The following is a 25601-nucleotide window of genomic DNA, read 5'->3' on the forward strand; positions in this document are numbered from 1 at the left end:
TCCTCTGCTAGCCCTGTCACAAGGGCGATTCAATCGGGAGGCAGGGCATGGCGGCGGAGGAACGCGGCGCGGGCACGGGCGCCGAACCCCAGCCTTACCGGGTCGGCGCCTATGCCTGGTACGCGCTCGGCGTTCTCGTCATCGTCTACATGCTCAATTTCATCGATCGGCAGATCCTCTCCATCCTCGCCGAGGACATCAAGGCCGATCTCGGCCTCGAGGACGCGCAGATCGGATTCCTCTACGGCACCGCTTTCGCCGTCTTCTACGCCTTGTTCGGGATACCGCTCGGACGGCTCGCCGACAGCTGGTACCGGGGCCGGCTGATGGCGATCGGCCTCGCTTTATGGTCGTCGATGACGGCCCTTTCCGGCTTCGCGAACAGCTTCGGGATGCTCGCCGTCGCGCGTATCGGCGTCGGCATCGGCGAGGCAAGCGCATCGCCCGCCGCTTACTCGATGATCTCCGACTATTTCCCCAACGAGCGCCGCGCCACCGCGCTCTCCATTTATTCGAGCGGCCTTTACCTTGGCGGCGGCCTCAGCCTGCCGATCGGCGGCTTCGTGCTGAGCCGCTGGAACATGGCCTATCCGGTGGCCGCCGAGGCGCCGCTCGGCCTCGCCGGCTGGCAGGCCGCCTTCCTCGCGGTCGGCATTCCCGGTCTGCTGCTCGCTTTGTGGATGCTGTCGCTCAAGGAGCCGCAACGCGGCGCGTCGGACGGCCTCCCTCAGCCGATCGTCCGGCCCAACGCCTGGGCCGCGTTCGGCCGAGAGCTCGCCGCGATCCTGCCGCCGCTCACCTTGTTCAGCGTCGCCCGGATACCCGGCGCGCTGCGCGTCAATCTTATCGTCCTCGCGGCCGTGATCTTGGCCGCCTTGGCTCTGATCGCGCTCACCGGCGATCCGGCGCAATGGTCCGCCTACGGCCTCGGCGTCTATGCCGTTTTCTCCTGGGTCCAGTCGCTGAAGCACCGCGATCCGCCGACCTATCGTCTCATCTGGGGCTCGCCGGTCGTGGTCACGCTCGCCCTCGCCTTCGGCAGCATTTCCTTCGTCGTCTATGCGGTGAGCTTCTGGACGCCGCCTTATGTGATGCGGACCTTCTACCCGGACCCGACCGGGCCCGGCCTGCTCATCGCCGGCATGACCGGCGCCGAGGAGATCGCGACCATCATCGGCTGGGGCGCGGCGCTTTCGGCCGCCGCCGGCGTCATCCTGGGCGGCATTGCCTCGGACATCTGGCGTCGCAGCGATCCGCGCGGGCGCATTTTCGTCAACATGCTTTCCGTGATCCTCCCGATCCCGCTGATCGCGATCATGTTCACGACCGAGAACCTGTCGCTCTTCTACTGGCTGTTCCCTTTCGCCCACCTGCTCGGCGCCGCTTGGGTGGGGGCGGCGGTCGCGACCCTTCAGGATCTCGTCCTGCCGCGGATGCGCGCCACCGCCGGCGCGACCTACATCCTGGGCACGACGATGGTAGGCCTCGCGCTCGGCCCCTATTATGCCGGCAAGATGGCCGACGTCGCGCAGGATCTGAGCGCCGGCATCTTCTCGCTCTACATCGTCCCGCCGTTCACCTTGGTCGCCTTATGGCTGGCGGGCCGCAAAATGGCCGAGCTCGAGGCGACCAAGGTCGAGCGCGCCCGCGAAGCTGGCGAGCCGATCCAGCCGATTATCTGAAAACCCCGCAGGCGATGCGCGCGCCGCTGTTTCCCGAAGGGTCGGTGCGGTAATCGTCCGGCCCCGCATGGATCACCATCGCCGCGCCGTCCGCGTCCAGCATCGCGCCGCTGCCCGAAACGCCGGCGTCCGGAATGCTGTATTCGAGCGTGCCGCCGCCGTTGGTCCCGATCAGGATGTTGGGCAGATCGCCCTTGTGCATGCCGGCCGGATTGTCCTTCCCATGGTCGGCGCCGGTCGGATTCCAGTGGCCGCCTGCGCTCTCGAAGCCGGGCGCCGTGCATTGGCCGGTCATGTGGACATGGGCGCCGTGCGCGCCCGCGGGCAGGTTCATTCCGTCGACCCGTATCCGGATGGCATCGCCCGCCTGGGTAGCGGTGGCCGTGCCCATCGCGCGGCCGGACGCATCGCGCAGATCTGCGGTCGCGCTCGCCATTACGGGCGCTCCGTTATCCGCATCGGTCCCGTAGGCGCCTCCCGCGCAGCCCGCGAGCCCGAGCGCGATACCCATCGAAAATAGAGCCGATTTCATTTCGCAGTCCTCCTGTGTCGCCTGATGAACGAGTCGCAAGCGATACGGTTTCGATTGCCTTTCCGGTCAGGCCGATGGCGTCCGCCCCACGCCATGCCAGCGAAAGCCGGCATTCTCCATCTCCTCGGCCGGGTAGATGTTGCGAAGGTCGATGAAGACCGACTGGGCCATGATAGCGGCGAGCCGCTTCAGGTCCAGCGCCCGGAGCACATCCCATTCGGTCACCAGCACGACCGCGTCCGCGCCCTCCGCCGCTTTGTAGGGATCGGGCGCGAACTCGACCTCGGGCATCAGCGGCCGCGCCTGCTCGACCCCTTCCGGATCGTAGCCGCGCACCCTGGCGCCGGCATCCTGCAACGCCTGGACGATCGCGATCGACGGAGCGTCGCGCATGTCGTCCGTATTGGGTTTGAACGTGAGGCCGAGCAGCGCGACCGTCTTGCCCCGTGCATCCCCGCCCAGCGCCTGGATGACCTTCCGGCCCATCGCCCTTTTCCGAAGGTCGTTCACCTTGACCACCGATTCCACGATGCGCAGCGGCGACTGATGATCCTCGGCCGTCTTCAGCAAAGCGACCGTGTCCTTGGGAAAGCAGGAGCCGCCATAGCCGGGGCCGGCGTGAAGGAATTTCGGCCCGATGCGATTGTCGAGACCGATGCCCCGTGAAACATCCTGCACGTCCGCGCCGACGATTTCGCACAGATCGGCGATCTCGTTGATGAAGGTGATCTTGGTGGCGAGGAAGGCGTTGGCTGCATATTTGATCAGCTCCGCGGTCCTGCGGCCGGTGATCATCAGCGGCGCCTTGTTGAGATAGAGGGGACGGTAGATTTCCCGCATCAACTCGGCCGCGCGTTCGTCATCGGTCCCGACGACGATCCTGTCGGGGCGCTTGAAATCCTCGATCGCCGCGCCTTCGCGCAGGAACTCCGGATTGGACACGATCCAGGCGGTCGCATCGGGCGCGGTTTCGCGGATGATCCGCTCCACCTCGTCCCCCGTGCCGACCGGGACCGTGGATTTGGTCACCACCACCGCCGGCCCGCGCAAAGCTCTGGCGATTTCCTCGGTCGCGGCGAAGACGTGGCTCAGGTCGGCATGGCCGTCGCCGCGCCGCGACGGGGTGCCGACCGCGATGAACACCGCCTCCGCCCCGCCCACCGCCAAAGCGAGATCGGTTGTGAAGGAAAGCCGCCCGCCCGCCACGTTGCGCTCGACGAGCTGAGCAAGTCCCGGCTCGAAGATCGGCATGACGCCGCGCTCCAGCGCCGCGATCTTCGCTTCGTCCTTGTCGACGCAGCTCACATGGTGCCCGAAGTCGGAAAAGCAGGCTCCGGAAACCAGCCCGACATAGCCGGTCCCGACCATCGCGATGCGCATCGAAATTCCCTGAACGGATGAAGGTCGCGCCCGCTTAACAAAGCTTGGCGGGAGGGCATAGGATTAAAGGAGCGCGGATCCGGCGGTCGGCGCACCGCGGCCAAGTGAAGAATGGCCCGCGCGATACGCGCGCGCGGAAGGGTCGACGCGCATCCAGGCGCGAGCTCCCGCACCGGGTACCTCGGCGGCGAGCAACTCCATCCTCATTTACGAAAACAAAAAAAGGAGCCGGCCCTCGCGGACCAGCTCCCTCTTTTCACCATCCAATCTCTCCCCGCCGAGGCGGGGAGAGCTGGATTACATGCCCGAACCCGGACCGAAGGTGATTTCCACGCGCCGGTTCTGCGGCTCGCGGACACCATCGGCGGTCTCGACCAGCGGACGGCTCTCGCCGAACGCTTCGGTGGTCATGACACCGTCCGGAACACCGCGGCCCGCAAGGTAGGACCTGACGGCGTCGGCACGACGCTGCGAGAGACCCACGTTGTAGTCCGCCGGACCCGATTTGTCCGCGTGACCGGCGAGCACGACCGTCGCCTGACCGGTGCTCTGGTAAGCAGCGGCGGCATTGTCGAGGATCGCGGCGGCCTGCGGCGTGATCTCGTCCTTGTCCCAATCGAAGAACACGATGAAGGGACCGACCACTTCCGGCGGCGGCGGAGGCGGCGGCGGCGGAGGCGGAGGAGGCGGCGGAGGCGGCGGCGGCGGCGGCGGGGGCGGCGGAGCAGCCCCGAAGTTGAAGATGATGCCGCCCAGCAAGCTGTGCGAGCGGAACCGCATTTCCGTCTCGGCGCCGTTGAAGGCCACCATATGGAGGTCGTCGACGTTGAAGAAGCGATACTTCAGCTGAACGTCGATGCTGTCGGTCAGCGGAGCGCGGACGCCGGCGATGACCTGCCAGGCGAGACGCGAATCGCTGTCGTCGAGGAACGGCGCGCTGTTGTCGTAAACGCGGTAATTGTCCGCCTTCACGCGAGCGATACCGATACCTGCGCCGATGAAGCCGTTGAGGCCGTCATCCTCGCCGAAATCGGCCATGCCGTTGACCATGAAGCTCAGGGCATTGCTGCTGCCGCCCGCGAAGGTGTAAACACCGAAGGGCGCCGGCGTGCCGGGAACGTGCGGGAGGTCGATTACGCTCTCGAGGCCCTCAAGCTGAGCCTTCTTGTAGCTGACTTCCGCTTCGATCCGGAAACCACCGAGATCATAGCCTGCGAACAAAGCGCCGTCATACCCGTAGGTGTGATCGACCTGAACGGCGTCCTGGGTGGCTCCGATATCGATATCGATGTCTTCGACGATCATCGCACCGAATTCGCCGCCGACATACCAGGCGCCATCGCGCGCAAGTGCCGGAGTCGCGAGCACAGTGGATGACAGCGCCACAACTATGGCGAGCTTCCGCATAAATCTTTCCCCTTTCTTTTCGCGTTCCAACGGGAACGACCTTGAACTCAATACGGTAACCGGAGTTTCCGTGCAAGCACGCTTATCCCCGATAATGTTGCCGAAATGCCTCAGTTTATGGCTAACATACCCCGAGACCTCTCGCCAGACTTGGCCTGAAACGACGCTCTACGGCATCGGTTTCACTACAGGAACAAAAAAAGTCAATCGATCAGACCATGTGACATTAAAGTCGCAATGATGGCGTCGATGGCGGACCTCGCTTCTTCGTCGATTACCGTTCCTCCATAAGGACTTGGCACGGGCGGCTGGCGCTCGCCGACGACCTGCTCGCCGCCGATCATCAAGCCCGACGCGACCAATTCTCCGTCGCTCCAGCCGTTTCCGTTCCAGTGATGCCACTGATTGTCCTGCTTGTTCCAGGCCAGCATTCCCGGCGGCGGCGCGACAAACCTCCATCCGCCCTCGGTCCAGACCGCGAGCCTTTGCTCCTTGCCGGCCCAGTCGCCGGTCGCGCCGCCGGCGACGATCCAGCTTTGGCCGATTCCCGGCGTGGGCGGCGGCGCGGCCAGCGGGCCTTCCTCGACAGCCGGATGCAGCGCGGCGTCGATCAGGGACAGGGATTCGTTGTGGTAGAGTTCCTTCTGCGCCTGGCCGGGTAGGATGAAGGGAAGTTGAAAACGCGCCGTATTGTGCATTTTAAATTCTCCCAGAAAAACAATCCCTTTTGCGCCCGCGAAGGGAGGTTGAGTTCAGGCTTGTTCTTGGGCGGCCGCGATCATGACTGCGGCGGAACGAGGATCTCGGCTGCGCGCGACGGGGCCATGGTGCCGAGCTGCGACACGCTCGCGGTGATCGGCCATGCCGCGCCGTCCTCGGTCTGCGCGGCCGCCGAATAGACGAATCCGGGCTGGGTGACCGTCACCACACGCTCGAAGCTCCCGCTCGAAAGAATTAGTTTGTAGGCTTCGTTTTCCTCGACCAGCGGAGCATCGCTCCCGTCGAGCCAGGCCCAACCGTCGCGGCTTCGCCGCACCCAGGCGAGCGCCAAGTCTCCGTTTGCCAGCCATTCCGCCCTGAAATGCGCCGGCGACGGCGGCCGCGCCGCCTCGCCCGTGAGCAATCGGCTGGCGGTCGCGGGCACGTCGTCCCCGAGCCCCGTCGCAATCAGCCGCACCTCGCCACCAAGCATCGCAAGGGGCGGCTCGATCGCGGCGAGTTCGTGCCGCTCGATCCGCACGAACGGCTCGCCGACAAAATGGCCGGTGGACGCCCATTCGGTTCCCATCCGCCCGCGCAGCAGCCGCGACAGCCGAAACCGTCCGCCCCCGAGCGGCAAGGCGTCGCCGAACTGGATCAATTCGTCGCCGAGCAAGGCGAGGTTCGCCCCACCGACCAGCGCGTCGTCGCTCCGCCCCTCCAGCCACATGTCCTCATTGAGCAATTGGACTTCCACGACACCCGCCGCATCGATGAGCGCCGCGCCGCCGGGCGCCAGCGCGCTGACCGCCGCTCCCATGGTGGCGGGCGCGACCGTCGCTCCCGCTTCCTGCCAGCTGGAGCCACCGTCATAGCTGGTGAGCAGCGCCGCGCGCCGCCATCCCGCTTCCGCGCCCGCCGCGGCGACCAGCATATGCGGCCGGTTCGCGGGTCGATCCCCGGTCAGCGGCAGATCGAGCAAATGAAGAATCGTCGGCCCATGCAACAGGTCGGGATGGCCGATCGGCCGGCCGGCGCTCGCCTCGGCGTGGTCGGGAATCGGCCCGGCCTGCACGCGGACCAGTTCCAGGCTCACCACCATCCGGTCGAGGGTCCAGCGGGCCACCTTCCACAATCCGACTCGATCGGCGATCCTCAGCTGTGCGCCCGGGCGAATAGTCGCGCGGCGCCAGCTGAGGTGCATCCTGGCCGTCGCCCCGGCCGCGCGCAGGGCCGCCAGCCGCCGCTCCGCGATCGCCTTGGCCGCGCCCGCGCCCAGCGCCGCCGGCAGCGCCAGCCGCTCCGTCCTGGCGGGCGGTCCGCCCCCGGTCGCTCGCTGCAATCCCGTCTGATAGTCCCGCGCCACGTCATAATAAGCGACGGTCACTTCGTCGGCGATGCCGCTGGCGGCGCGACGCGCGAATTCGCTTTCGCCGCCGCCGCCGCTCGGCCCCCGCGCTCCCTCTTCCGCGGCGCCGACCGTCACCGGCGGTTCATGCCCATCCGCGACGATCAGCGACACGCCATCGTCGCGGATCGAAAGCGGCACGACCTCCGCGAGCGTCTCGATCGCCGACCGAACGCTGTCGCCGCTCGCCGCATAACCGCCGAGCGATGGGGTCGGACCTCCAATCACGGCGCCCCCGCTGACATCCTCCGCGATGGCGCCGATCGTCACCGGCCCGGTATCCGCCTCCACTTCGAAGGTGAGCGACGGGATGCGGTTGCCGTAATCGGCGAGCTGGAAATCCTCGAACATCGCATAAGCAAGGCCCCGGAAGGCCGGCGCCTGGTCCGCTCCTTCCGTCGCGGCGATGAGCGGATCGGCCGCCTGTTCCTCCGTCCCGTGATACAGCCTGAAGCCGGTTTCGCTCTTGAAATCCCCTCCCGCGCCTCGAAGCAGCTTGCCGTCCGCCCATATCCTCCCGACGTTCCGGATCGGGCGCCCGGAAAGCACGACCGCGAAGGATGCCGAATAGCTATATTGCGTCGTCTTCGGCTGGCCCTTTCCGCCGCCGCTGGTGGTCCGGTCCTCCTTGAGGTCGGTGGACCAGATGATTGTCCCGGCCACGCGCATCCGTCCGTATATCCTGGGGATGGCCGAACCATAGGATGAGGTCTGGATGCCGAGATCGCCCAGCCGCGGCCCTTGCCGCGCCTTGGGCGCGAATATCCGGGCATCGACCTGCTGGCCGATGATCGCCCCGATCGCGCCTCCGATCGGACCGCCGACAGCGTTGCCGACGGCGGTCAGGATGAGCGTGGCCATGCTAGCGCGCCGCCCGCCAGATGCCGACGATCGGCCACGGCACCGGCAGGGGCCGCTCCACGACTCGCCGCAGCCGGGCATCGGCATGGACGAATCCGTGGTCCGTGATGACCGCCACGTGGATCTGGGCCGCCCCGGTCTCGACCACGATTATGTCACCCGCCCCGATTTCGTTGTCCGCGACACAATGCAGGCCGATGCTGCGGAGTCCATGCTCGATCTCCGCCAGATGCTGGCCGCGCATCGCATAGTCGCTTCGGATGCGCTCCCCCGCCACTCCGGCTGCCGCCGCCGCCGTCCCGACGCAGTCGAGGCCGTGTTCGGGGTCGCGCCCCTGCGGACGAAAACGCACGCCGACCAGCGACCGCGCCCGCGCGGCCACTTCCTTGCCGTCCATCATCGAATGTCTCCTAAGCGCCCGGATATCTGGTCAGCAGATCGAGACCCGGCAGATGCGGCTCGCCCCGAAAGTTCACGGCGTTGCCGAACCGCTCCGAACAGGTCGCGAGCCGTTTGTCGCAGCCTTGCGCGATCTCGACGAGGTCACCGGCTTCGGGCGCGAACGGCGGTGGCTCGCGCAGCGTCATCCGCACACCGGACGACACCAGCACCGCGCTTTCGAGGCCGCTATTCGCCCCCGTCATCCAGCGCAGCCGCCCATAAGCGTAAACGTTGGCCGTCGCCGCCACGCTCGCCACCTCGACCACATCCTCGTCCACCACGGCCGCGATCCGCGTCACGCGCGTCCGCCCCGCCATGTCGACCCGGCACCTCTTGTCGCCCAGCGCCGCCCGGCATTCCGGCGAGGTCTGTTCCACCACCGGCCAGTCGAGCCGAGCCGTCGGCCCGCGAAGCTCCGCCGAGAATCCGTGCCCCTCGATGCTCACGTCGCCGAGCTGCCCGCGCGCCAGGAGCAGTTGCTCGCCATCGGGATCGTCCCAATCGGCCATGAAGATCGCCACCGTCGCCCCGTCCCAGCGCCCGGCCTCGAGATCCGCCTCGCTGATCGCGTCGCTGGTCAGCGCCCCGGAGACATCGAGCGTGCCGGCGTCGAACCCGTCCGACAGCGTGATCGCCGACGGCAGCATTCCCGGCGCCGCGCGATAGGCAAGGTCTCCAATGGTCAGGTCGCGATCGTGCGTCGTGAACCCCAGCGCCACGCCGTCGGGCCGCTCCACCCGCCAGCAAAAGGCGATGGTGGTGAGGTCGGGCTGAATGAAAGCGCTCATTCGCGTATCTCCACCAGCTTCACGCTCGCCGCCTCGCCGGCCTGGAAGGTCGTCCGTCCGATGTTCAGCCGGTCCTCCTCGAACCGCACCGGCACATCGAACCGAAACCCCGCGCGGACCACCGCGCCCGCCGCCGGCGCCTCGTCGAACCCCACCACGCCTCTGGACGCCAGGACCCAGCCGGCCACCCGCTCCGCCCCGTCCACCGACACGAGCACGCTTCCCGCCACCGGCCGGGTGATCCGCCGCACCTGTTCCTCATAATGTTTCACCAGCGGGAACTCGGTCGCGATCCCGTCGCCCACCCCGATCGGCTGGTCCTCCGCCCCCGGCTCCCCGGTCATGCCGCTGGAGCTGTTGTCGTACGGATCCTCGAACCGGAATCCCACCGCCGCGCCTCTTCGCGCCCGGAAGAAGGCGATCAGCGCCTGCAGCTCGGCCTCGCCCCGCACACCGGGACCCGCGTCGAACCGCATCCGCGCGTCGGCCCAGTCGCTGTTCCTCTGCTCGGCCCCGCTCGCGGTCGTCACCACCGCGGTCGAGAAAGCCGGCTCCACGCTCGCCTCCCGCCCGATGCCGATCGGAAAGCGCACATCCTCGAAAGCCTCCACCGCCCCCTCTCCTTCTCCAAACCAGGTGAACCCGTCGCGCAGCACCTGCGGCAGCGCCCAGACGAAAACTTCCGCCGTCCCGCGACGAAACCCCGCTTCCGCCGCCGCCGCGATCCGCCTCCATTGATGCCTGTCTTCCGGGCTCAGCACGAACCCGGCGAAATAATGCTGCCCGTCCACCGGATAGCCGAGCCGGGCCGTCGTCTCCGCCACGCCCCGCGCGGTCGCCCCGCCATTGCCGGCGGTCACCCAGTCATAATCTTCGAGCTGCAAGACATCGAACGCCGGCGTTGCCCATCCAATGGGCACGTTCGCCCGCCTCACCTCCGCCCCTTCGAGCACCGTCGGCAGATAGACGAGCAGCAAAGCCTCGGCCCCCGGCGCCTCGTCTTTCACCGCCGCGACCAGAGCCGCCGTCGAACTCGCCAGCGCCGCCCCCGCCGCGTCCAGTGTCGCGATCTGGGCCGCATCCAGCGGCGTCCGCACGTCGGCGATCGACACCGGCGCGAACGCCGCCACCGCCGCCGCGTCGTAGAGGCAGATGCGGCCGTCCCCCATGACCCACCACCAGGGCTCGCCGACCTGGAACCGGACGGCGGCCCCCGCATCCCGCACGATGGCGGCGAAGGCCCGCCCCACCGCCTGCAAATACCCCATCGCACCCGCTTGGGCCGGCGACAGCAGAGCCGAAGGCGGCACCCATCCGGTCAGCGCCGGCGACCCGTCCTCGGCCCTCTGCTTCCAGTCGCCCCAGCAATGCTCGTCGAACAATTCGTAGGAGAGCGACAGGATGATCTCGAACCCGAGCGCCTTGGCCCGCGCCACGAAATCGCGATGCCAGGCCGAGCACGCCACGTTGAGCGCGCTTCCCGCCAGGCTCACATAGAAGCCGCCGCTATTCGCCTCGAGCCGGAAATAATGGCTCATCCCGACATAATGGTTGATGACCTGACGATAACCGAGATGCAGCACGTTCCTCAAAAGCCGCGCCGGAGTCAGATGGTGGCTGTCGTCATAACCGCTCGCCATCCGCAGCCGATGCTCGGGCACCAGGGTCTCGCCGATCGCCAGCACGGACCCAGGTCCGTCGCAGGCGATGTCGGTCAATTCGACCCACCCCTCCGCCGGCCCCGCCAGCGGCTCGTCCACTTTCGTATATCCCGGCGGCACCAGGCTGACGAACATCCGGTCGATGTCGCCCGCCCACACCGCCTCCCCCTCATGCGGAAACAGGAACCCGCCTTCCATCTCCGCGAAGTCGAGGTTGACGACCGCATCCTCCGGCGTGCCCTCAGCATAATTCCACAGCCGCACATACCAGCTGCGCGGCGTCCCCGCCTCGTCCCTTCCCTCGATCGTCAGGGTCGGCCCGTCGACCGCGTCCAGCCCCCTGAGCCCCCCACTCCGCCACCGGAAGCGCAAGCTGCACCCACGAAAATCCCGGCTCGTCTCATAGGCCAAGAGCGGATGATCGAACCGATCCTCCGCCTCCCAGATCAACCCCGCCAGGTCGCTCGCCTTGTAGAAGACGGCGTCCACCCGCAGCGAATGCGGCCCCGTCGTCACCACGGAAGCCATCATTGGCCGAGGAAAATTCACCGACCAGAACCGCGCGTCGAACCGCTTGATATGGCCGAGCTGCTTCGCCGCGCCCGAGGGCGCCAGCCAATGTGCCATTGCGCACCCTTTCCAAGACGACGGTTTAATCTGAAAGCAAGAAAGGCACTTTAGCGCTCGCGACCATGGGTGCCGCGACGAGAAGAAGCAGGATCCATGTTTACCTGCCTTGGTCGGCGGCCATTTGCTTCTCTGGCTGTTGGCCGAGAGCGCGCTAACCATCGCGCTCCCCGCGCTCGCGATCGGCATTCTCGCCGGCTATCAGGCGTGGGGGTCTGAGCAGACTCTCAGGATAATGAGTAAGCAGATCAGGCGCTCTTATCGGGGCATTCTTGTTTTCTCCGCCCTCACGCTCGCTTCCTTCTATTTCTGGGATGGAGAAGCCAGTCTCAAGGTAGAGATCGCGAGGCTGATGCTGGTCGACTACAGCTGTCCTGATCGGAACCACCGTGGCACTCCACATTCACGTCTTGAGTGAGAGGGCAGTAGGGACGGACGGATAGCTGACGACCGGCGGCTTTGATTCTCTACATTCAATCCTCCACCCGCATCAGCGCCTGCTTGACCGCCCGCGCCACCTGCCGGCTCGATGCGGCCAGCGCCCGCGGCTCCGTTCCCGCCGGCGCGTTGATCGTGATGCTCATGCGGATGTCGCGCCCGCCGCCGCCGCGCCCCGTCTCCACCCGCCCACTCGCCGTCGGCACAAACAGCTCCGGCCCGCGCTCGCCGACCATATAGGCCCGCCCCGGCGCCACAGGCCCGCCGGTCGCCCGACCCGGCGCGCCGAACAAAGCCATCAGCAATTGCGAGCCCAGCGCCACCAGCCCGGAGCCGCTTCCGCCGCCGGCCGCCTGCCCGATCCCGCCCCGGATCGCCGCCGCCGCGATCTCGGCCATCGCCGACAGCGCCACCTTTTTCAGATCCTCGAACCCGAACTTGCCCGTCCTGACCGCGCGCAGCAACGCGCTTTCCAGCGCCCGTCCAGCCCGGTCGATCCCCGCCGCGAGCGGCCCTTCCAGCTCCGCCCGCATCGCCGCCACGTCCCGCGCGAACCCGGACGTATCCGCCCTGACGCTCACCACCAGCCGCTCGATTTCCTCGTCCATAAATCCTCCCCGGGACGGGGAGGGGGACCGCTCGCCACCGGCGAGTGGTGGAGGGGTCCCCCGCCCGTATCCTCAATCCGGAAACATCTCCTGGAGCCGCGCCAGATCATCCGCCGAAGCGCAAAGCTCCTCCTCCGGCGCCAGCGCCCCCAGCACCGCCGCCAGTTCCGTCGGCGTCGCCCGCCAGAACTCGTCCGGTCGCCATCCCAACAGGGCACCCGACAGGCCCGCCAGGCGTAGCGCCGCGCCGGCGAAGGTGGCGCTCACTTTCCCTGCAATATCTGTGTCAGCAGCGTCTTCAGCACCGGCGTCGCCTTCGCCAGCCCAGCCTCCGCGATGGCCGCGCCGATCCGCTCCCGCGTGCACCAGTCCGGCCGGTCGCGCATGCAATGCCAGATGAGGGCCGCCATCTCGCTCAACCCCAGTCCGCCCTCCGCCGCCCGTTCGATGAGCGCGAAGAGCGGCCCCAATTCCTCCTCCGCCGCGACCAGCGCCTCGAAGCTCGGCCTCAGCACCAGCGCCTCTCCGCCCACCTCGATCGCGGCCTCGCCGCGAGCCGGGTTCGCGACCGAAGTCACAGAGCCACCACCGGCCCGCTGCTCTCCAGGCTCAAGGCGTAATTGCGCTCGCCATTATAGTCGCCGCTATAGTCGAGCCGCGTCACGAGAAAGCCGCCCCGCATCCGCTCGCCGCTCTCGAAGCTCAGCTCGTAATCGTCGACGAGTCCGGAAAGCGCGTTAGCCTTCACCCGTGTTTCGGCCGCCGATCCCGTGAAGATGCCGCTCGCCGAAACCGAGACGGAGCGAACGCCCGCGCCCGAAAGCAACTCGCGCCACCCGCCCGAATCCTTCGACGTGACGTTGACCGCCTCGCCGTTCACCGACATCTGCGTCGTCCGCATGCCCGCCACGGTCGAGAAGACCGGCGGCTCCGCCCCGTCCCCGATCTTCAGCAGAAAGGCGCTCCCTTTTTCCGCGCTCATATCCATTCCTCCTCATGTTCAAGCCATTGCCGTCGCCACCGCGACGCTCCCGTCTATTCGGCCAGCATCCGCGCCCTGAATTCGATGACGGCCGCCCACCCGCCTTGGCGCTCGCGCACCGTCCGGCTGCGCAGATAGAACATCGTCACCACCCGCCAGCCGCCGACGTCCCCGGCGATGCCGGCCAGCGCCTCCCGCGCCGCGCCGGCCAGCAGCCGTAGCCGGATCGGCCGCTCGCCCTTGTCGAACAGGGTGACCGCGAGCCGGACCTCCCGGCCCTCGCCGCTCTTGTGGCTCCAGTCGCTCTCCAGGCCCGCGTCCACCACCGCATAAGGCGGCGAGGCCTGGATCGGTGCGCCGTCGTAAACGCCAAGCCCTTCCAGGCTCGCCAGCGCCGCCATCGCCGCTTCCCGCAGCCGCTCTCCCGCGTTCATCTCGGCCCCGCGGCCAGCCAGCGCAGCGCCGGATCGAGGGCGAACCGCCGCGCGATCCCGCGCCCGCTCAGCGCGACGCCGCCGGCCACCGCCTCGGCGTCGATTCCTCCGGGTAGGCTCGCGCGCATCCGCTCAGCCAACTCGGTCGTGCGCGCCTCCGACCGCTCCCGCGCTTCATGCTCCACGCGCTTGGACAATCGCTCGAACATCTTCTCGCTCCCTTCATCCAATCCGCATCCGCCGCCACGGCCGCCACAGCGCGCTGACCGCCGCCGGCGGTCCGCGACCCTCGGCCGCGTCGCGGTGGGCGAAGAGGTGCGCCGTCAGCCGCGTGATGCCCTGCCGCAGCGCCTCCGGCACCGAGGGCCAGTCCGCCGCCAGCCCGGCCTCGTAGCTCACCCGCACGCGCGAGGCGTCCATCGCCCGAGTGATCCGCACCCAGCCGTCGCCATTCGCATCGATATCGACCGCATAGGCCTCCACCGGCAGCGCCGCCGCCGGGCCGTCGGCCGGCAGCGCCTCCACTCCGGCGATCGCCCGCACCGGCGTCGCCGCCAGCCGCCGCCACGCGCCGCCGGCGGGCATGGTCTCCTCATGTCCCCGCGCCAGCAGTGCCTGGCCGGTGAAATGCTCGCACAGCTCCGCCGCGACGGTCGCCAGCCGCGCCACCAGCGCGTCCTCCTCGGCGCCGGCGATGCGCAGATACGCCTTCGCCTCGTCGCTCGCCGCCGCCGGCAGCACGATCGGGTCCGCGTTCAGCATGACCGCCCTCCCGCTCCGGCGCGAATGCGCGGCGGATATTTCGTCTCAGCCATATCGGCCTCCTTCGATGATGTCGGGCGAGCCGCCCTAAACGGCGATTCCCGCCCGCGCGGCCATCCACGATCGGACATTGGCCCGCGCATCCGCCGGCAGCGGCCCGCCCCGCATCAGCAGCCCGTAGAGCCGAATGTTGCTGAACGACGCGCCGGAGCTCGACGCGCCGATCGTGATCCCGGCCCCGGCCAGCGAACCGTAATCCGCGAGCACCATCGCGCCCTCATTGACGGCGATGCCGCTGTTCGGGCCGTCGTGGCGCTCGGAAATCACCTCGTCGGCGCCCAGGACCGGCGCCAGATTGGCGGTCGTGGAACCGGCGCCGCTGAACAGCCGAAGGTTCGCCGACGCCCCGAATTGCTGAAGCACCCCTGCATTGCTCGTGCCGCCCCCCAAAACGTGGCGATTGGCTCCCCAGGTGATCTGGCGCAGGGCCGATATCCGCTCCCAGGGTTGGGGCAATAGCGGCGCGGCGGCTCTCAGGAAGTCGTCGATCCCGTCGAATTCGAGATAGAATTTCCCGCTGGCGCTCCGCCGCAATATCGGCCGCGCCGCGGCGACAATCTGCCCGGCATGATGGCCGTTGCCCGACCGGTCGAGGAGCAATCCCACCGGATCGCCTTCGCCCGCCGCCACCATTCCCGCGCTGTCCTGGAAGACGAGGCCCGGCCGCGCGTCGTAATAGGCTCCCGCCGTCCCGCCCGGAAACAGCGATAGCGGATCGAACGCTCCGCCCCGCCGCCGCAGCGCCAGGTCGATGCCCAGCGCGCTCATCAGTAGAGCGCCAGGATGTTCGCCGCATTGGTTCCGGTCGCGCGGACAAAGCGGGCGCGGAAGGGCAGCACCGATCCCGCCGGCACGTTCCTGAACAGGACGTCCGCGTCGCCGTCGATCCCGCGCATCGCGATGTCGCCGCCGGTGCCGACGAACAGGGCCTTGGGAATGTCCGGCAGCGGGTTCACGTCATGCGGGCCCACCGCCACCGCCCGCCTCGCCGGCGCGCTGACATGGTCGGACAAATTTTCAAACTGGTCGGCCATTCTCGGTCTCCTCGAAAAAAGTTGCGCCGCTCCGGCAGGGGAAACCGAAGCGGCGCACAGAGCCCTCTCCCATTGCGGGAGAGGGAGGGGCTCATTGCCTTGGCAATGGGAGGGTGAGGGGATGCTTCCCTTAGGCCGCGAACCGCATCAGCTTTATCGCTTCCGAATTCACCACCTGCCCGCCGACGCGCTTGGTCGCGTAGAAATGGACGAACGGCTTGTGGGTATAGGGGTCGCGCAGGATCTGCGTCTCCGCCCGCTCGGCGATCAGATAGCCGGCCTTGAAATTGCCGAACGCTATCGACAGCGAATCCACCGCCACGTCCGGCATGTCCTCCGCCTCCACGACCGGATAGCCGAGCAACGTGTCCGGCTGTCCGGAGACCAGCCCCGGCTGCCACAGGAACGCCCCGTCCGCCGTCTTGAACTTGCGGATGCCCGCCGCGGTCGACGAATTCATCACGAACACCGCGCCCTGGCGGTAGGGCGGCCGCAGCGCCTGGACGAGATCGATCAGCCGATCCTGGGGATTGGCCGCCGCGAAGGCCCCCGCCGCGCCCGAATTGACGAACTGCAAGGTGCCAAGCGGCCGCACCCCGTCGAGCGCTCCCGAGACCGGCGCCTGCAGGAAGCCCTTGGGCCGGTTGACTCCCGATCCGCCCACGAACGCGGCCCCTTCCTCCCGCGCGAATTCGGTGGCGATCTCGCTGGCCAGCCACGCCTCGACATCGAACGCGGCGTCGTCGAGCATCGCCTGGCTCGCCGCCGGATTGGCGTAGAGCTCGCCGAACGGCGGCGCGATCTCGGTGAAGACCGGCGTGTCCGTCTCGGGCCGCGCCGCCACCTCCGACACCCAGCCCGAGGGCGTGCCCCCGCTCGTCACCAGCTTGCGATAGCCGGCGCTGCCGACCTTCACCACATTGGCGATCGCGCGGATCGGCGAGATCGCCGTCAGGGTCCGCTCGATCGCCGCGTCGATCTCCTCCGGCACGGCATAGCCGCCGGCCGCGTCGGACGCGCCCGACAGCGCCTTCAGCTCGACGCCGCTCTCCAGCCCCTTGCGCAGATAGCTTTCGACGAACGCGGACCCTTCCGCCTTCGCCCCGCTCAGCGCCGGCCGCGCGCCCGCCACCGCCTGCGCGTCCATCCGCGCCTTCATCCGCCCCAGCTCCTCGCGCAGCTCGGCGACATCCTCGTCCTGCCGCTCGATCGCCTCGAACGATTCCTCCAGCGCATCCATCTTCACGTCGTGCATTCGCTCTCTCCCGTTGAACCTCAATATTGCTTTTCGATATTGGACACGGTCGCCCCGCTGGCTTACTCTCCGTCGCGAAAGGGGGGCTTTCCACGATGAGCTTGCTGACCCTGCTCGCCGCCACCGTCGCGGCGGCCTCCACGCCCGCCTTCTCCGAAAGACCCTGCGCCGACGCTCGCCTCGCGGGCCTCGCGCGCTGCGGCACCGTCCGCGTTCCCGAAGACCGCGCCGCGTCCGCCGGCCGCGCGATCGATCTCAACATCATGATCCTGCCGGCGGCCGCGACCACGCCCGATCTGCCGCCCTTGTTCGACATCGACGGAGGCCCCGGCCTTCCCGCCACCAAGAATGCCGAATTCTATCTCACCGCGGGCGGCGCCTACCGCGCCCGGCGCGCGGTTGTCCTCGTCGATCAGCGCGGCACCGGCGCATCCAGCCCGCTAAACTGTCCCGGTCTCTCGGCTTCCGAAGACGCCTATCGCGAGATGCTCCCGCCCGCCGCCGTCGCCGTATGCCGCGCGGCGCTCGCCGCCGGCGCCGACCTCACCCGATATGGCACCCGCGAGGCCGTCGCCGATCTCGACGCCGTCCGCGCCGCATTGGGCCACGACCGCATCGACATTTTCGCGCTCTCCTACGGAACAACCGTCGCCTTGCGCTACCTGGCGACCCATCCGGGCCGGGTGCGCGCCGCCGTGCTGATGGGGACGGCGCCGGCCGATGCGATGCCGCCACGCCACCACGCGCCCGCCGGCGAACGGGCGCTCGATCTCCTCTTCGAGGATTGCGCCGCCGATCCGGCATGCCGCGCCGCCTTCCCCTCTCCCGCCACCGATCTCGACCGCGCCGTGGCCGGCCTCGCCTCCGTCGCCGGAGCGCCGTCCCCCGCCATCTTCATGGAAAAGCTCCGCTCGCTCATGTACGCGCCGTTGGGCGCGCGGCGCGTCCCCTGGATCCTCCACCGCGCCGCGCAGGGCGACCTCGAACCTTTCTACGCCGCGACACGTCCGCAAGGCCCATCGCTCTTGTCCGACGGCATGTTCCTTTCGGTCACCTGCGCCGAAGGCCTCGCCCTCCTCGATTACGACGCCGCCGCGGCCGCCCGCGCCACCCGCTTCGGCGACTATCGCCTCCGCCGTCAGCGCGAAGCCTGCGCGCTCTGGCCCAGGGCTGAAGTCGCTCCCGATCACCTCGCGCCGGTCGAAACCGATGCCGCCGTGCTTTTCGTCTCCGGCCGCCTCGATCCGGTCACGCCGCCCGATTGGGCCGACCAGGCCGCGCGCCGCATGCCCCATGCCCGCCACATCGTCATCCCCCAGGGCGGTCACATCCTCGGCGGCCTCTCCGGCGCCGATACCTGCTTCGATCCCGTCATCCTCCGCTTCTACGACACCGCCGACGCGGCCGCGCTCGACGCCGCCTGCCTCGCCGAAATGAAGGCTCCGCCGTTCGCCACCGAAGATCGCTAGCCCGCCACCATATGCACCCGCGCCCTCGGCTGCATCGGCAGGGTCACCAGGCTCACCTCGATCAGCTCCAGCTCGGTCAGCTCCCGCAGGCCGTCCGTCTGTCCTGAGCCCGTAGAAGGGCCTTTCGCCGCGCGGACCCGGTATCCGAAGCTCAGCCCCGACACCGCGCCTTCCTTCAGCAGCGCCGCCGCCTCCCGCCCCGCCGCGCCGGCCGACAGCCGGCCGATCACCCTGAGGCCGCGCCTGTCCTCACGGAGATATTCGACCCGCCCGATCGGCCTCCCGGCCTCGTGCTGCCACAGCAGCGGCACCGCCCCGGTTCCGCGCTTTAGCGACCGCGCGAACGCCCCGCCCCGCACCACGTCGCCGCCCCGGTCGGGATGCCCGAACACCGCCGCATAGCCCGCGAACCTCATATCTCCCCTCCCGCTCTCGGGAGGGGTCGGGGGAGGGCCTGTCCAATCATGCCAGCATCTCCGCGAAGCCCAATTTGACCGCCATCCCGACCAGCAAGGCCGCCAGTCCGAACCGCGCCACCCATCCCACCGCCGCCTTCCACGCCGAGGCCTTGGCGTCCCGCCAGGCCTGCAAGAGCTCCCTCAGCTCGTCCATGTCCCGCCGCGCCCCCGGCTCGTTCAGCCCGATCGCGCCCAGCGCCCGTTCCGCTCCCGCCTGGCTCGCTTCCTCGACCAGCGCCCGCAGGGTGACGAGGTCCACCCCCGCCGCCTCCGCCTGCCTCATCAGCCGCGCCAGCATGGCGGCATTTTCATTGGTCATTTCGATGATCTCCAAAAATCCCCTCTCCCCTTGAGAGAGAGGCCGCCGGCCCGAATCCCAGCATGTCCCTCTTCTCTTCCGCGCTCAGGAAATCCGCCGCGCTCACCTGCGCCCACAGCCGCTCGCGATCCTCGGCCAGCGCCGTCACCTGGTCGATGTCGAGCGCCAGCTTCAGCCCCGGCCACCACGCCGCCAGCGCGCCCGAAAGCCCGGCCAATATCTTCTCCGCCATCGGCAGGATGGTCAGGCGCCACAAGGCTCGGTTGGCCTCGCGGTAATTGGCGTAGGTGGCGTCGCCCGGCAGCCCGAGCAGCATCGGCGGCACTCCGAAGGCCAAAGCGATCTCGCGCGCCGCCGCCGCCTTCAGTTCGACGAAATCCATGTCGGCCGGCGTCAGGCTCATCGCCTGCCATTTGAGGCCGCCTTCCAGCAGCATCGGCCTCCCGGCATTGGCCGCGCCCTGGAACCCCGCCTCCATCTCGTCGCGCAGCCGGTCATGCTGCTCGCGCGACAGCGCCCCGCCGTCACCCGCGTCGAACAAAAGGGCTCCCGAAGGCCGCGCCGCATTGTCGAGCAGCGCCTTGTTCCACTTCGTCGCCACATTGTGGATCGCCACCGCCCCGGCGGCCGCGCCCAGGCAGCCGAGGCCATAATGGTCGTCCAGCGGATGCAGCGCCTTCAGATGCACCAATGAAGGCCGCCCCAGCCCGTCCCGGGCGGCGAGCCGCGCCTTCGCCTCGCCGGCCTTGTACGCATAGGCGACCGGCCACCCCGCCGCATCCGCCTCCACCGCCACCCGCTCGGGCCGAAGCGGAAACAATTCCGCCGGCTCCCCCTCGGCGTCGAGCAGTATCTGCACGAACGCATTGCCATGCAGCAGCAGCTGCGCCGCCACCGTTTCGAGAAGCGACACAGTGAGCAAGGACACCGACATTTGGTTCCCCGGCGAAGGGTTTCCCATCAACGTAGTACTTTGATGGGTGCCCGGACGCCGGGGTCCAGACTGGCGCCGTAGCTGGACCCCGGCTTCCACCGGGGAACGCTCCACCGCATAAACCGCCGCCCCGGCGACCCCTTCCGCGACCAGCTTCACCGCCCGTTGCGCCACCGGATTGCTCAAGAAGGCCTCGCGCACCCGCGCCTCATAGGATCGCGGCCACGGCTCCCCCGGAGCCACCCCCGACCACCCGCGCACCAAAAAAGGCCGAGCGGCAACCCGCGCGGCCTTCCGCCCGAACCATTTCATGCTTCTGCTCCGCTTGATTGGGCGCGGCGGTCATCCGCCCGCTCTCACTCCCGACTCGGGAACGACTCGCAATTCCCCAGCCTGATGAATTGTGCCATATCAGCGTTACGCTGTCAACAGATATTTACCTGATTGGATAGTTTATCGCTTTGTCGCGACTTCCGCCGCATTCTGCTAAAGCGTGGCGGTCATCCCCGGAGGGGTTCGAATGCGCCATCCGATCCGCAAGGCCGGCTACAGCGTCGTCGCCATGGCCATGGGGGGCCCGCTGCTCTGGTTCGGCGCGCGCCGTCTCGAGATGGGCGGCGAGGACTGGCTCTCCGCCTCCGCGGTCGCGATCGGCGGCACGCTCTTCCTGTTCGCCGCTTTCTATCTGGTCATCGCATTGTTCCACGCGCGCGGCGTCGCCAAACTCCTCGCCGGCCGCGGCGTCATCGCCCGCTGGCATGTCGGCGCCGCCGATTGGGACCGCTTCCGCGGCTTCGACCAGCGGCGCGGCATGACCAATCCCCACTATCTGCTCGGCGAGCTGTGGATCCGCAAGGCGACGCCTCCCGAAGGCATCGACGTGATCGTCGGCGAGACGTCGCTTCTCATCGATCATTCCTATCATGTCCTGCGCCCGCGCGGTGTGCCGGACCTGCGCCGGATCAACTGGCTCGACGGGGCGGGTGGCGCCGATTGCCTCGAATTCCTGCTCACTTATCCGCGCGGCCGCGGCACCAGCGTCAGCCATACAGCGGTGCGCGTCCCCATCCCCGCTCATGCCCGGGCAGAGGCGCGCCGGGCCTATGCCTGGTTCGAGCCGCTTGTCCGCCGCGCGTCCGCCGCCGCGCTCAGCAATCCGCTGCACACGCCCAAGGGCATCGTCACAGCCCTCCTGCTCAGCCTCGCCGCCTTGGCCGGCGGCTGGGTGATGGCCGAGAGCCGCGACTGGACGATCGACGCGACGAGCTTCGTCGGCATGCTTCCGCTCCTCCTCCTGGTCGCGGGCGCCGTGACCGGGTTCTTCTTTCTCATTGTCGCCCTCTTCACCTTTCTCCCCGGCCTCGGCCGGCGTGACGCGGGCCGCTGACACCGTCTCGCGCCTCACAACACCCAAACCCTCGGCTCCGCCCGCGCCTTGCCCAGCATCAGCTCGGTCAGCGCCCACACCATCGCGTCCGCCCGGTCGGGCGAGCGCCCCGGCCCTTCATAGCCGCCGCCGCTGGTCAGCCCGGCCAGCTCGTCCTCCAGCTCGGGAAAGGCGCCCGCGAACCTCGCCCGCCCCTTCTCGAACAGGGCCGCCACCGGCTCGGCCCGCGCAGTCTTGCCCCGGCTGGCGCTGACCAGTTTGACCGGCATGTGGACCTGGGCGCCGTTGAGCACGCTCTCGACCATGTCGCCGCCCATATTCTTCTCGGCCACCACGCGGTCCGCTTCCCACAGGTCCGCCGCCCGCGCCACCGCGCGCGCCCAGCCTTCCGGGCTCAATCCCCGGACGCTATGGTCGCCGAGCACATAGCCGATCCCGTCGCGCCCCAGCCCGACCGCCACGATCCCGCACGCATCCCCGCTCGCCGACGCCGGCGGATCGACCCCGATGACGATGCGGGTCAAAGTCCCCTCTCCCGCTTGCGGGAGAGGGTCGAGGAGGGGGTCTGTCCGGCTCCGCTCGATCAGCGCCCGCGACCACAGCGCCCCCTCGACATCCTCGATCAGCTCCCCATCCAGCTCCTGCCGCCCGAGCCGGGTGCCGCCATAGGTCTCGGCCATCGCCGCGACGAAATCGTCGGGCAAGGTCACATTGTCTTCCATCCGCCCGCGCGTCGTCACCGTCCGCGGCTCCGCGCCGATCCGCTTGAGGATCGCGATCGGTCGCGGCGTCGTCGTCACCAAAGCGCGCGGCCGCATCCCCAGCCGCAGCCCCATCTGGAGATTGTCCCAGGCCGCGTCCGGCCGCGCCCATTTGGCGAGTTCGTCGCACCAGGCGAAATGATGCTGCGGCCCGCGCAGCCCGTCCGGATTCTCGCCCGAATAAATATGCGCCTCGCTGCCGCCCGGCCAGCGCAGCCGCTGCAGGCTCGGCTCCCAGGTCGGCGCGCGGCGCCCCCGCGCCACCGCCAGCAGCCCGCTCTCGCCCTCGATCATCACCTTGCGGACCTCGTCGACGGTGGCGCCGACCAAAGCGATCCTGACCGGCTTGCGCCGCTGCGTCGCGAGCCTGGTGATCCACTCCGCCCCGGCCCGGGTCTTGCCATAGCCCCGACCGGCCAGCATCAGCCAGGTGCGCCAGCCTTCCGCCACCGGCTCGATCTGCCCCTTGTGCGCCCACGCCTCGAAGCAGGCGTCCCACACCAGCAGGTCGGCCACCGTCATCAGCCCGAGCAGCCGCACCACCTCAACCTGATCGCACCGAACAAGCGCTTCGACCAGCGCCCGGAACATCGAAAACCGCATCGCATCGACCCTCCCGCTTGATCCGCCCAGCCGAGGCCGCTTTCACCGCAACCGTTCCAATAGGTCCAAGCGGATGGAACAGACTCGTCCGCACGTGAATGCGTCAGCCCGCCGCCGCTTCCCGCTCGATCCGCGCGCGCAATTTTTCGATCCGCCGCGCGAGCCGGTCGCGTATTTCCTCGACATCCTCCGGCTCGTGCCGGACCGCCTCGGCTTCGGCCGTGTCGCGGTGCGAGCGCAGCAGGGTGAGCGCGACCGAATTCGGATATTCGTGGATGCGCTCGACCGAGCCGTCGGCGCGGGTCACGGTCCTGACGGTCCCGTTCATCGCCCGCTCGAGCAGCATCAGTTCCAGATGCGCATAGCCCTCGCGCACCGCGCTCGCCCAGCGCGTCCGGAATTCCGCCGATTTCTGCCGTTCGCGATAGACGGTGGTCGTTCCGATCCGCGCCGCGCGCACCGCCGCCGCGACGTTGCAGGTCGTCGCCAGCGTCTCGAAGAAAATCTCCTTTTTGGCCGCTGTCAGCCCGCGCCGCGACGGCTTCTTGAGCTTCGGCTTCCGACCGCCGATCAATTCCACAGTCTTGCTCCGCACCCCATGACTTTCTCCCGCATGAAAAAGGGCCGGAAAAGCGATCTCTCGCTCCCGGCCCCGAGCCCATCGGCCCGACTCGCAATTCTCCAGCTTGATCTCATCTTTCCATATGAGCGTTACGCTGTCAAGTTAATTTGCCAATATGGTTCATACTGGCGGTAGGCCCGATAGCAATGGCACGGCGACAGGTCGTTCGCCGAAATGGTCTTGCCCGCTTGCTCCATTGGGCACAGGATCGTTCGATCCATAGCGGAGTCGCTGCCATGAAGCCCGTCTGGACGCTCGAGCAGATCACCGACAATCTCGGCGGCTGGAACGCGGCCTGGCCGACCAGCCGCCCGGTCGCTTATTCTTATTACACCTTCGCGCCGGCCCATCATCAGCCGGTCGTCAATTTCAGCCCCTTCTCGGTGGCGCAGCGCGGCGCGCTGGAGCGGATCATGACGCTCGTCTCCGATATCGTCCCGCTCGATTTCGTCGAGGTCGCCAATAATGGGCAGGAGCCCGGCCCCGGCAACGAGCGGATAGGCTTCCTCAACGTCCGCTCGGACGATTACCGCTTCACCGGCCGCGCCCGGATCGATTTCACCGATCCGCCGGGCGACGAAATGGGAATCATCCGCGGCGCCGACATCGAGATCAACCTCCACCGCGCGATCCCGCGCGGCGGCTGGACGATCGGCGAATCCAATTTCAGCACCCTGATGCACGAATTGCTCCACACGCTCGGGCTCCAACATGCCGGCGACTATAATGGCGACAGCGGCCACGCCCAGAATTACGAGACCGCCGCCGAATATCAGCAGGACAGCAGCCAGTTCACGGTAATGTCCTATTGGGCGGCGGCGGCGACCGGCGCCGATCATGTCGCCGGCGGCCGGCTCCATTTCGCCGCGACGCCGCTCGTCCACGACATCGCCGCGCTCCAGGCGCTCTACGGCGCGAATATGGAGACGCGCGCCGGCAACACCATCTATGGCTTTCATTCGAATGCCGGCCGCGCTTCCTACGATCTCGGCCGCGATCCGCATCTGGTCTTCGCCATCTGGGACGGCGGCGGCCGCGACACGCTCGATCTGTCGGGCTATGCGACCGGCTCGGTCATCGACCTGAACGAGGGCGCCTTCTCCAGCGGCGGGGACATGACCGGCAACATCGCCATCGCCCATGGCGCGGTGATCGAGAATGCCGTCGGCGGCGCCGGCACCGACACGATCCTCGGCAACGATGCCGGCAATCGCCTCGACGGGCGCGGCGGCGCCGACCGGATGACCGGAGGTCGCGGCAACGATATTTACGTCGTCGACCATGCTGGCGATATCGCCCGCGAAGGCACCGGCGCCGACGGGACCGACGCCATTCGCAGCTCGGTCGCGCTGGCGCTCGGCGGCGGCATCGAGACCATGGTCCTGACCGGCGGGGCCGATGTCGACGGCGTCGGCAACAGCCTCGCCAATCGCATGGTCGGCAATGGCGGCGCCAACGCGATGACGGGCGGCTACGGCAACGACCGGATCGACGGCTGGGCCGGCGACGACAGCCTCTCGGGCGGTCGCGGCGCCGATCGCCTGACCGGGGGAACCGGGCGCGACGAATTCGTCTTCGACAGCCTGCTGCGCCGCAACGAGATCGACCGCATCCTCGATTTCACCGCCGCCGACGACACGATCCGCCTCGACCGGGCGATCTTCGACGGCATCGCCGACAGCGGACGCCTCCGCGCCGCCGCGTTCAGCGCCGATCTCCAGGCCGACGCCACCGACCGGATCCTCTACGATCAGGCCAGCGGCGAGCTCTTCTACGACGCCGACGGCAAGGGCGGCGCCGACGCGATCCTTTTCGCGAAGGTCGACCCCGGCACCGCGCTCACCGCCGCCGATTTCGTCGCCTTCCTCTGAAGGCCGCCGTCCTCCCGCAGCGGGCTTGGCCTGCCAAGCGGGTCCCGCATCGGTCAATGGCTGGAAGTAGCTGACACAATGCGATTATTTTCTTGGCATCCTCAGATTAGGGGATGAC

Annotated in this window: 27 protein-coding genes; 4 read left to right on the top strand and 23 right to left on the bottom strand. The window is 68.3% G+C overall.

Features of this window, described 5'->3' with window-relative positions; all coding sequences use genetic code 11:
* Positions 1–47 precede the first annotated feature (47 nt).
* Positions 48–1682 carry a spinster family MFS transporter gene (locus ACFQRC_RS11480; protein WP_379961313.1) on the top strand — a complete coding sequence of 545 codons (1635 nt, stop codon included), beginning with the start codon at positions 48–50 and terminating at the stop codon, positions 1680–1682.
* Here the strand turns inward: ACFQRC_RS11480 and ACFQRC_RS11485 are convergent.
* From ACFQRC_RS11485 to ACFQRC_RS11570, 18 genes are all read right to left on the bottom strand, one after another.
* Positions 1675–2118 carry a superoxide dismutase family protein gene (locus ACFQRC_RS11485; protein WP_379961315.1) on the bottom strand — a complete coding sequence of 148 codons (444 nt, stop codon included), beginning with the start codon at positions 2116–2118 and terminating at the stop codon, positions 1675–1677. The two genes, ACFQRC_RS11480 and ACFQRC_RS11485, sit on opposite strands and share 8 nt — an antisense overlap.
* Positions 2119–2280: 162 nt before the next feature.
* On the bottom strand, positions 2281–3594 hold the full coding sequence (locus tag ACFQRC_RS11490) for a UDP-glucose dehydrogenase family protein (protein WP_379961317.1): 1314 nt from the start codon (positions 3592–3594) through the stop codon (positions 2281–2283).
* Between the two features lie 297 nt (positions 3595–3891).
* Positions 3892–5001: an OmpA family protein gene (locus ACFQRC_RS11495; protein ID WP_379961319.1), complete on the bottom strand. Its 1110-nt coding sequence runs from the start codon at positions 4999–5001 to the stop codon at positions 3892–3894.
* 203 nt (positions 5002–5204) lie between these two features.
* Positions 5205–5699: a DUF2793 domain-containing protein gene (locus ACFQRC_RS11500; protein WP_379961321.1), complete on the bottom strand. Its 495-nt coding sequence runs from the start codon at positions 5697–5699 to the stop codon at positions 5205–5207.
* 80 nt (positions 5700–5779) lie between these two features.
* A complete protein-coding gene (locus ACFQRC_RS11505; protein WP_379961323.1) occupies positions 5780–7969 on the bottom strand; it encodes a phage tail protein in 2190 nt (729 codons plus the stop codon).
* A gap of 1 nt (position 7970) precedes the next feature.
* Entirely contained in the window at positions 7971–8369 is a 399-nt protein-coding gene (locus ACFQRC_RS11510; protein ID WP_379961325.1) for a hypothetical protein, read from the bottom strand.
* A gap of 10 nt (positions 8370–8379) precedes the next feature.
* The gene (locus ACFQRC_RS11515) at positions 8380–9198 is read right to left on the bottom strand and encodes a DUF2163 domain-containing protein (protein ID WP_379961327.1); all 819 of its coding nucleotides are present in this window, start codon (positions 9196–9198) and stop codon (positions 8380–8382) included.
* Complete coding sequence (locus ACFQRC_RS11520) at positions 9195–11486, bottom strand: DUF2460 domain-containing protein (protein WP_379961329.1); 2292 nt, start codon at positions 11484–11486, stop codon at positions 9195–9197. Before ACFQRC_RS11520 ends, ACFQRC_RS11515 begins: the two co-directional genes overlap by 4 nt.
* A 473-nt stretch (positions 11487–11959) precedes the next feature.
* Positions 11960–12532 (bottom strand): hypothetical protein, encoded by a 573-nt coding sequence (locus ACFQRC_RS11525; protein ID WP_379961331.1) that lies wholly within the window; start codon positions 12530–12532, stop codon positions 11960–11962.
* Positions 12533–12604: 72 nt separating this feature from the next.
* Entirely contained in the window at positions 12605–12799 is a 195-nt protein-coding gene (locus ACFQRC_RS11530; RefSeq protein ID WP_379961333.1) for a phage tail assembly chaperone, read from the bottom strand.
* Complete coding sequence (locus tag ACFQRC_RS11535; RefSeq protein WP_379961335.1) at positions 12796–13110, bottom strand: gene transfer agent family protein; 315 nt, start codon at positions 13108–13110, stop codon at positions 12796–12798. Before ACFQRC_RS11535 ends, ACFQRC_RS11530 begins: the two co-directional genes overlap by 4 nt.
* The gene (locus ACFQRC_RS11540; protein ID WP_379961337.1) at positions 13107–13514 is read right to left on the bottom strand and encodes a phage tail tube protein; all 408 of its coding nucleotides are present in this window, start codon (positions 13512–13514) and stop codon (positions 13107–13109) included. The genes ACFQRC_RS11535 and ACFQRC_RS11540 overlap by 4 nt, the downstream gene beginning before the upstream one ends.
* Positions 13515–13567: 53 nt before the next feature.
* Entirely contained in the window at positions 13568–13948 is a 381-nt protein-coding gene (locus ACFQRC_RS11545) for a DUF3168 domain-containing protein (RefSeq protein ID WP_379961339.1), read from the bottom strand.
* Positions 13945–14157: a hypothetical protein gene (locus ACFQRC_RS11550; RefSeq protein WP_379961341.1), complete on the bottom strand. Its 213-nt coding sequence runs from the start codon at positions 14155–14157 to the stop codon at positions 13945–13947. Before ACFQRC_RS11550 ends, ACFQRC_RS11545 begins: the two co-directional genes overlap by 4 nt.
* A gap of 13 nt (positions 14158–14170) precedes the next feature.
* Positions 14171–14710 (bottom strand): hypothetical protein, encoded by a 540-nt coding sequence (locus ACFQRC_RS11555; RefSeq protein ID WP_379961343.1) that lies wholly within the window; start codon positions 14708–14710, stop codon positions 14171–14173.
* Between the two features lie 87 nt (positions 14711–14797).
* Complete coding sequence (locus tag ACFQRC_RS11560) at positions 14798–15538, bottom strand: hypothetical protein (protein ID WP_379961345.1); 741 nt, start codon at positions 15536–15538, stop codon at positions 14798–14800.
* Positions 15538–15804 carry a hypothetical protein gene (locus ACFQRC_RS11565; RefSeq protein ID WP_379961347.1) on the bottom strand — a complete coding sequence of 89 codons (267 nt, stop codon included), beginning with the start codon at positions 15802–15804 and terminating at the stop codon, positions 15538–15540. The genes ACFQRC_RS11560 and ACFQRC_RS11565 overlap by 1 nt, the downstream gene beginning before the upstream one ends.
* 130 nt (positions 15805–15934) lie before the next feature.
* Positions 15935–17059 carry a phage major capsid protein gene (locus ACFQRC_RS11570; protein ID WP_379961349.1) on the bottom strand — a complete coding sequence of 375 codons (1125 nt, stop codon included), beginning with the start codon at positions 17057–17059 and terminating at the stop codon, positions 15935–15937.
* A 95-nt stretch (positions 17060–17154) separates the two neighbouring features.
* Here ACFQRC_RS11570 and ACFQRC_RS11575 point away from each other — a divergent pair, with 95 nt between their 5' ends.
* Positions 17155–18528 carry an alpha/beta hydrolase gene (locus tag ACFQRC_RS11575; protein ID WP_379961351.1) on the top strand — a complete coding sequence of 458 codons (1374 nt, stop codon included), beginning with the start codon at positions 17155–17157 and terminating at the stop codon, positions 18526–18528.
* Here the strand turns inward: ACFQRC_RS11575 and ACFQRC_RS11580 are convergent.
* From ACFQRC_RS11580 to ACFQRC_RS11590, 3 genes are read right to left on the bottom strand one after another with little or no spacing between them, the layout of a single operon-like run.
* Positions 18525–18944, bottom strand: coding sequence for an HK97 family phage prohead protease (locus ACFQRC_RS11580; RefSeq protein ID WP_379961353.1), 420 nt, complete (start codon positions 18942–18944; stop codon positions 18525–18527). The genes ACFQRC_RS11575 and ACFQRC_RS11580 overlap by 4 nt on opposite strands.
* Positions 18945–18990: 46 nt before the next feature.
* Positions 18991–19305, bottom strand: a complete 315-nt coding sequence (locus ACFQRC_RS11585) for a DUF6127 family protein (RefSeq protein ID WP_379961355.1) — start codon at positions 19303–19305, stop codon at positions 18991–18993.
* Positions 19295–20551 carry a phage portal protein gene (locus tag ACFQRC_RS11590; protein ID WP_379961357.1) on the bottom strand — a complete coding sequence of 419 codons (1257 nt, stop codon included), beginning with the start codon at positions 20549–20551 and terminating at the stop codon, positions 19295–19297. Before ACFQRC_RS11590 ends, ACFQRC_RS11585 begins: the two co-directional genes overlap by 11 nt.
* Before the next feature lie 208 nt (positions 20552–20759).
* Between ACFQRC_RS11590 and ACFQRC_RS11595 the strand changes: the two genes are divergently transcribed.
* The gene (locus tag ACFQRC_RS11595; protein WP_379961359.1) at positions 20760–21626 is read left to right on the top strand and encodes a hypothetical protein; all 867 of its coding nucleotides are present in this window, start codon (positions 20760–20762) and stop codon (positions 21624–21626) included.
* Positions 21627–21640: 14 nt separating this feature from the next.
* Here ACFQRC_RS11595 and ACFQRC_RS11600 read toward each other — a convergent pair whose 3' ends face one another.
* Both ACFQRC_RS11600 and ACFQRC_RS11605 read right to left on the bottom strand, forming a co-directional pair.
* Positions 21641–22990, bottom strand: coding sequence for a DNA-packaging protein (locus ACFQRC_RS11600; protein WP_379961361.1), 1350 nt, complete (start codon positions 22988–22990; stop codon positions 21641–21643).
* Between the two features lie 103 nt (positions 22991–23093).
* Entirely contained in the window at positions 23094–23585 is a 492-nt protein-coding gene (locus ACFQRC_RS11605; protein WP_379961363.1) for a hypothetical protein, read from the bottom strand.
* Between the two features lie 263 nt (positions 23586–23848).
* Between ACFQRC_RS11605 and ACFQRC_RS11610 the strand changes: the two genes are divergently transcribed.
* Entirely contained in the window at positions 23849–25483 is a 1635-nt protein-coding gene (locus ACFQRC_RS11610) for a M10 family metallopeptidase C-terminal domain-containing protein (protein WP_379961365.1), read from the top strand.
* The last annotated feature ends 118 nt before the right edge of the window (positions 25484–25601 follow it).

The organism is Enterovirga sp. GCM10030262 (genome assembly GCF_042666435.1).
In the GTDB taxonomy this organism is placed as follows: domain Bacteria; phylum Pseudomonadota; class Alphaproteobacteria; order Sphingomonadales; family Sphingomonadaceae; genus Allosphingosinicella.

Coding starts and splice junctions, on each gene's coding strand:
- ACFQRC_RS11585 (WP_379961355.1), bottom strand. CDS start 19,305: ATGACCAATGAAAATGCCGCCATGCTGGCGCGGCTGATGAGGCAGGCG.
- ACFQRC_RS11485 (WP_379961315.1), bottom strand. CDS start 2,118: ATGGCGAGCGCGACCGCAGATCTGCGCGATGCGTCCGGCCGCGCGATG.
- ACFQRC_RS11545 (WP_379961339.1), bottom strand. CDS start 13,948: ATGAACGCGGGAGAGCGGCTGCGGGAAGCGGCGATGGCGGCGCTGGCG.
- ACFQRC_RS11600 (WP_379961361.1), bottom strand. CDS start 22,990: ATGCGGTTTTCGATGTTCCGGGCGCTGGTCGAAGCGCTTGTTCGGTGC.
- ACFQRC_RS11550 (WP_379961341.1), bottom strand. CDS start 14,157: ATGTTCGAGCGATTGTCCAAGCGCGTGGAGCATGAAGCGCGGGAGCGG.
- ACFQRC_RS11540 (WP_379961337.1), bottom strand. CDS start 13,514: ATGAGCGCGGAAAAAGGGAGCGCCTTTCTGCTGAAGATCGGGGACGGG.
- ACFQRC_RS11570 (WP_379961349.1), bottom strand. CDS start 17,059: ATGCACGACGTGAAGATGGATGCGCTGGAGGAATCGTTCGAGGCGATC.
- ACFQRC_RS11525 (WP_379961331.1), bottom strand. CDS start 12,532: ATGGACGAGGAAATCGAGCGGCTGGTGGTGAGCGTCAGGGCGGATACG.
- ACFQRC_RS11520 (WP_379961329.1), bottom strand. CDS start 11,486: ATGGCACATTGGCTGGCGCCCTCGGGCGCGGCGAAGCAGCTCGGCCAT.
- ACFQRC_RS11555 (WP_379961343.1), bottom strand. CDS start 14,710: ATGCTGAACGCGGACCCGATCGTGCTGCCGGCGGCGGCGAGCGACGAG.
- ACFQRC_RS11610 (WP_379961365.1), top strand. CDS start 23,849: ATGAAGCCCGTCTGGACGCTCGAGCAGATCACCGACAATCTCGGCGGC.
- ACFQRC_RS11510 (WP_379961325.1), bottom strand. CDS start 8,369: ATGATGGACGGCAAGGAAGTGGCCGCGCGGGCGCGGTCGCTGGTCGGC.
- ACFQRC_RS11590 (WP_379961357.1), bottom strand. CDS start 20,551: ATGAAATGGTTCGGGCGGAAGGCCGCGCGGGTTGCCGCTCGGCCTTTT.
- ACFQRC_RS11595 (WP_379961359.1), top strand. CDS start 20,760: ATGCGCCATCCGATCCGCAAGGCCGGCTACAGCGTCGTCGCCATGGCC.
- ACFQRC_RS11565 (WP_379961347.1), bottom strand. CDS start 15,804: ATGGCCGACCAGTTTGAAAATTTGTCCGACCATGTCAGCGCGCCGGCG.
- ACFQRC_RS11495 (WP_379961319.1), bottom strand. CDS start 5,001: ATGCGGAAGCTCGCCATAGTTGTGGCGCTGTCATCCACTGTGCTCGCG.
- ACFQRC_RS11580 (WP_379961353.1), bottom strand. CDS start 18,944: ATGAGGTTCGCGGGCTATGCGGCGGTGTTCGGGCATCCCGACCGGGGC.
- ACFQRC_RS11560 (WP_379961345.1), bottom strand. CDS start 15,538: ATGAGCGCGCTGGGCATCGACCTGGCGCTGCGGCGGCGGGGCGGAGCG.
- ACFQRC_RS11500 (WP_379961321.1), bottom strand. CDS start 5,699: ATGCACAATACGGCGCGTTTTCAACTTCCCTTCATCCTACCCGGCCAG.
- ACFQRC_RS11480 (WP_379961313.1), top strand. CDS start 48: ATGGCGGCGGAGGAACGCGGCGCGGGCACGGGCGCCGAACCCCAGCCT.
- ACFQRC_RS11490 (WP_379961317.1), bottom strand. CDS start 3,594: ATGCGCATCGCGATGGTCGGGACCGGCTATGTCGGGCTGGTTTCCGGA.
- ACFQRC_RS11515 (WP_379961327.1), bottom strand. CDS start 9,198: ATGAGCGCTTTCATTCAGCCCGACCTCACCACCATCGCCTTTTGCTGG.
- ACFQRC_RS11505 (WP_379961323.1), bottom strand. CDS start 7,969: ATGGCCACGCTCATCCTGACCGCCGTCGGCAACGCTGTCGGCGGTCCG.
- ACFQRC_RS11575 (WP_379961351.1), top strand. CDS start 17,155: ATGAGCTTGCTGACCCTGCTCGCCGCCACCGTCGCGGCGGCCTCCACG.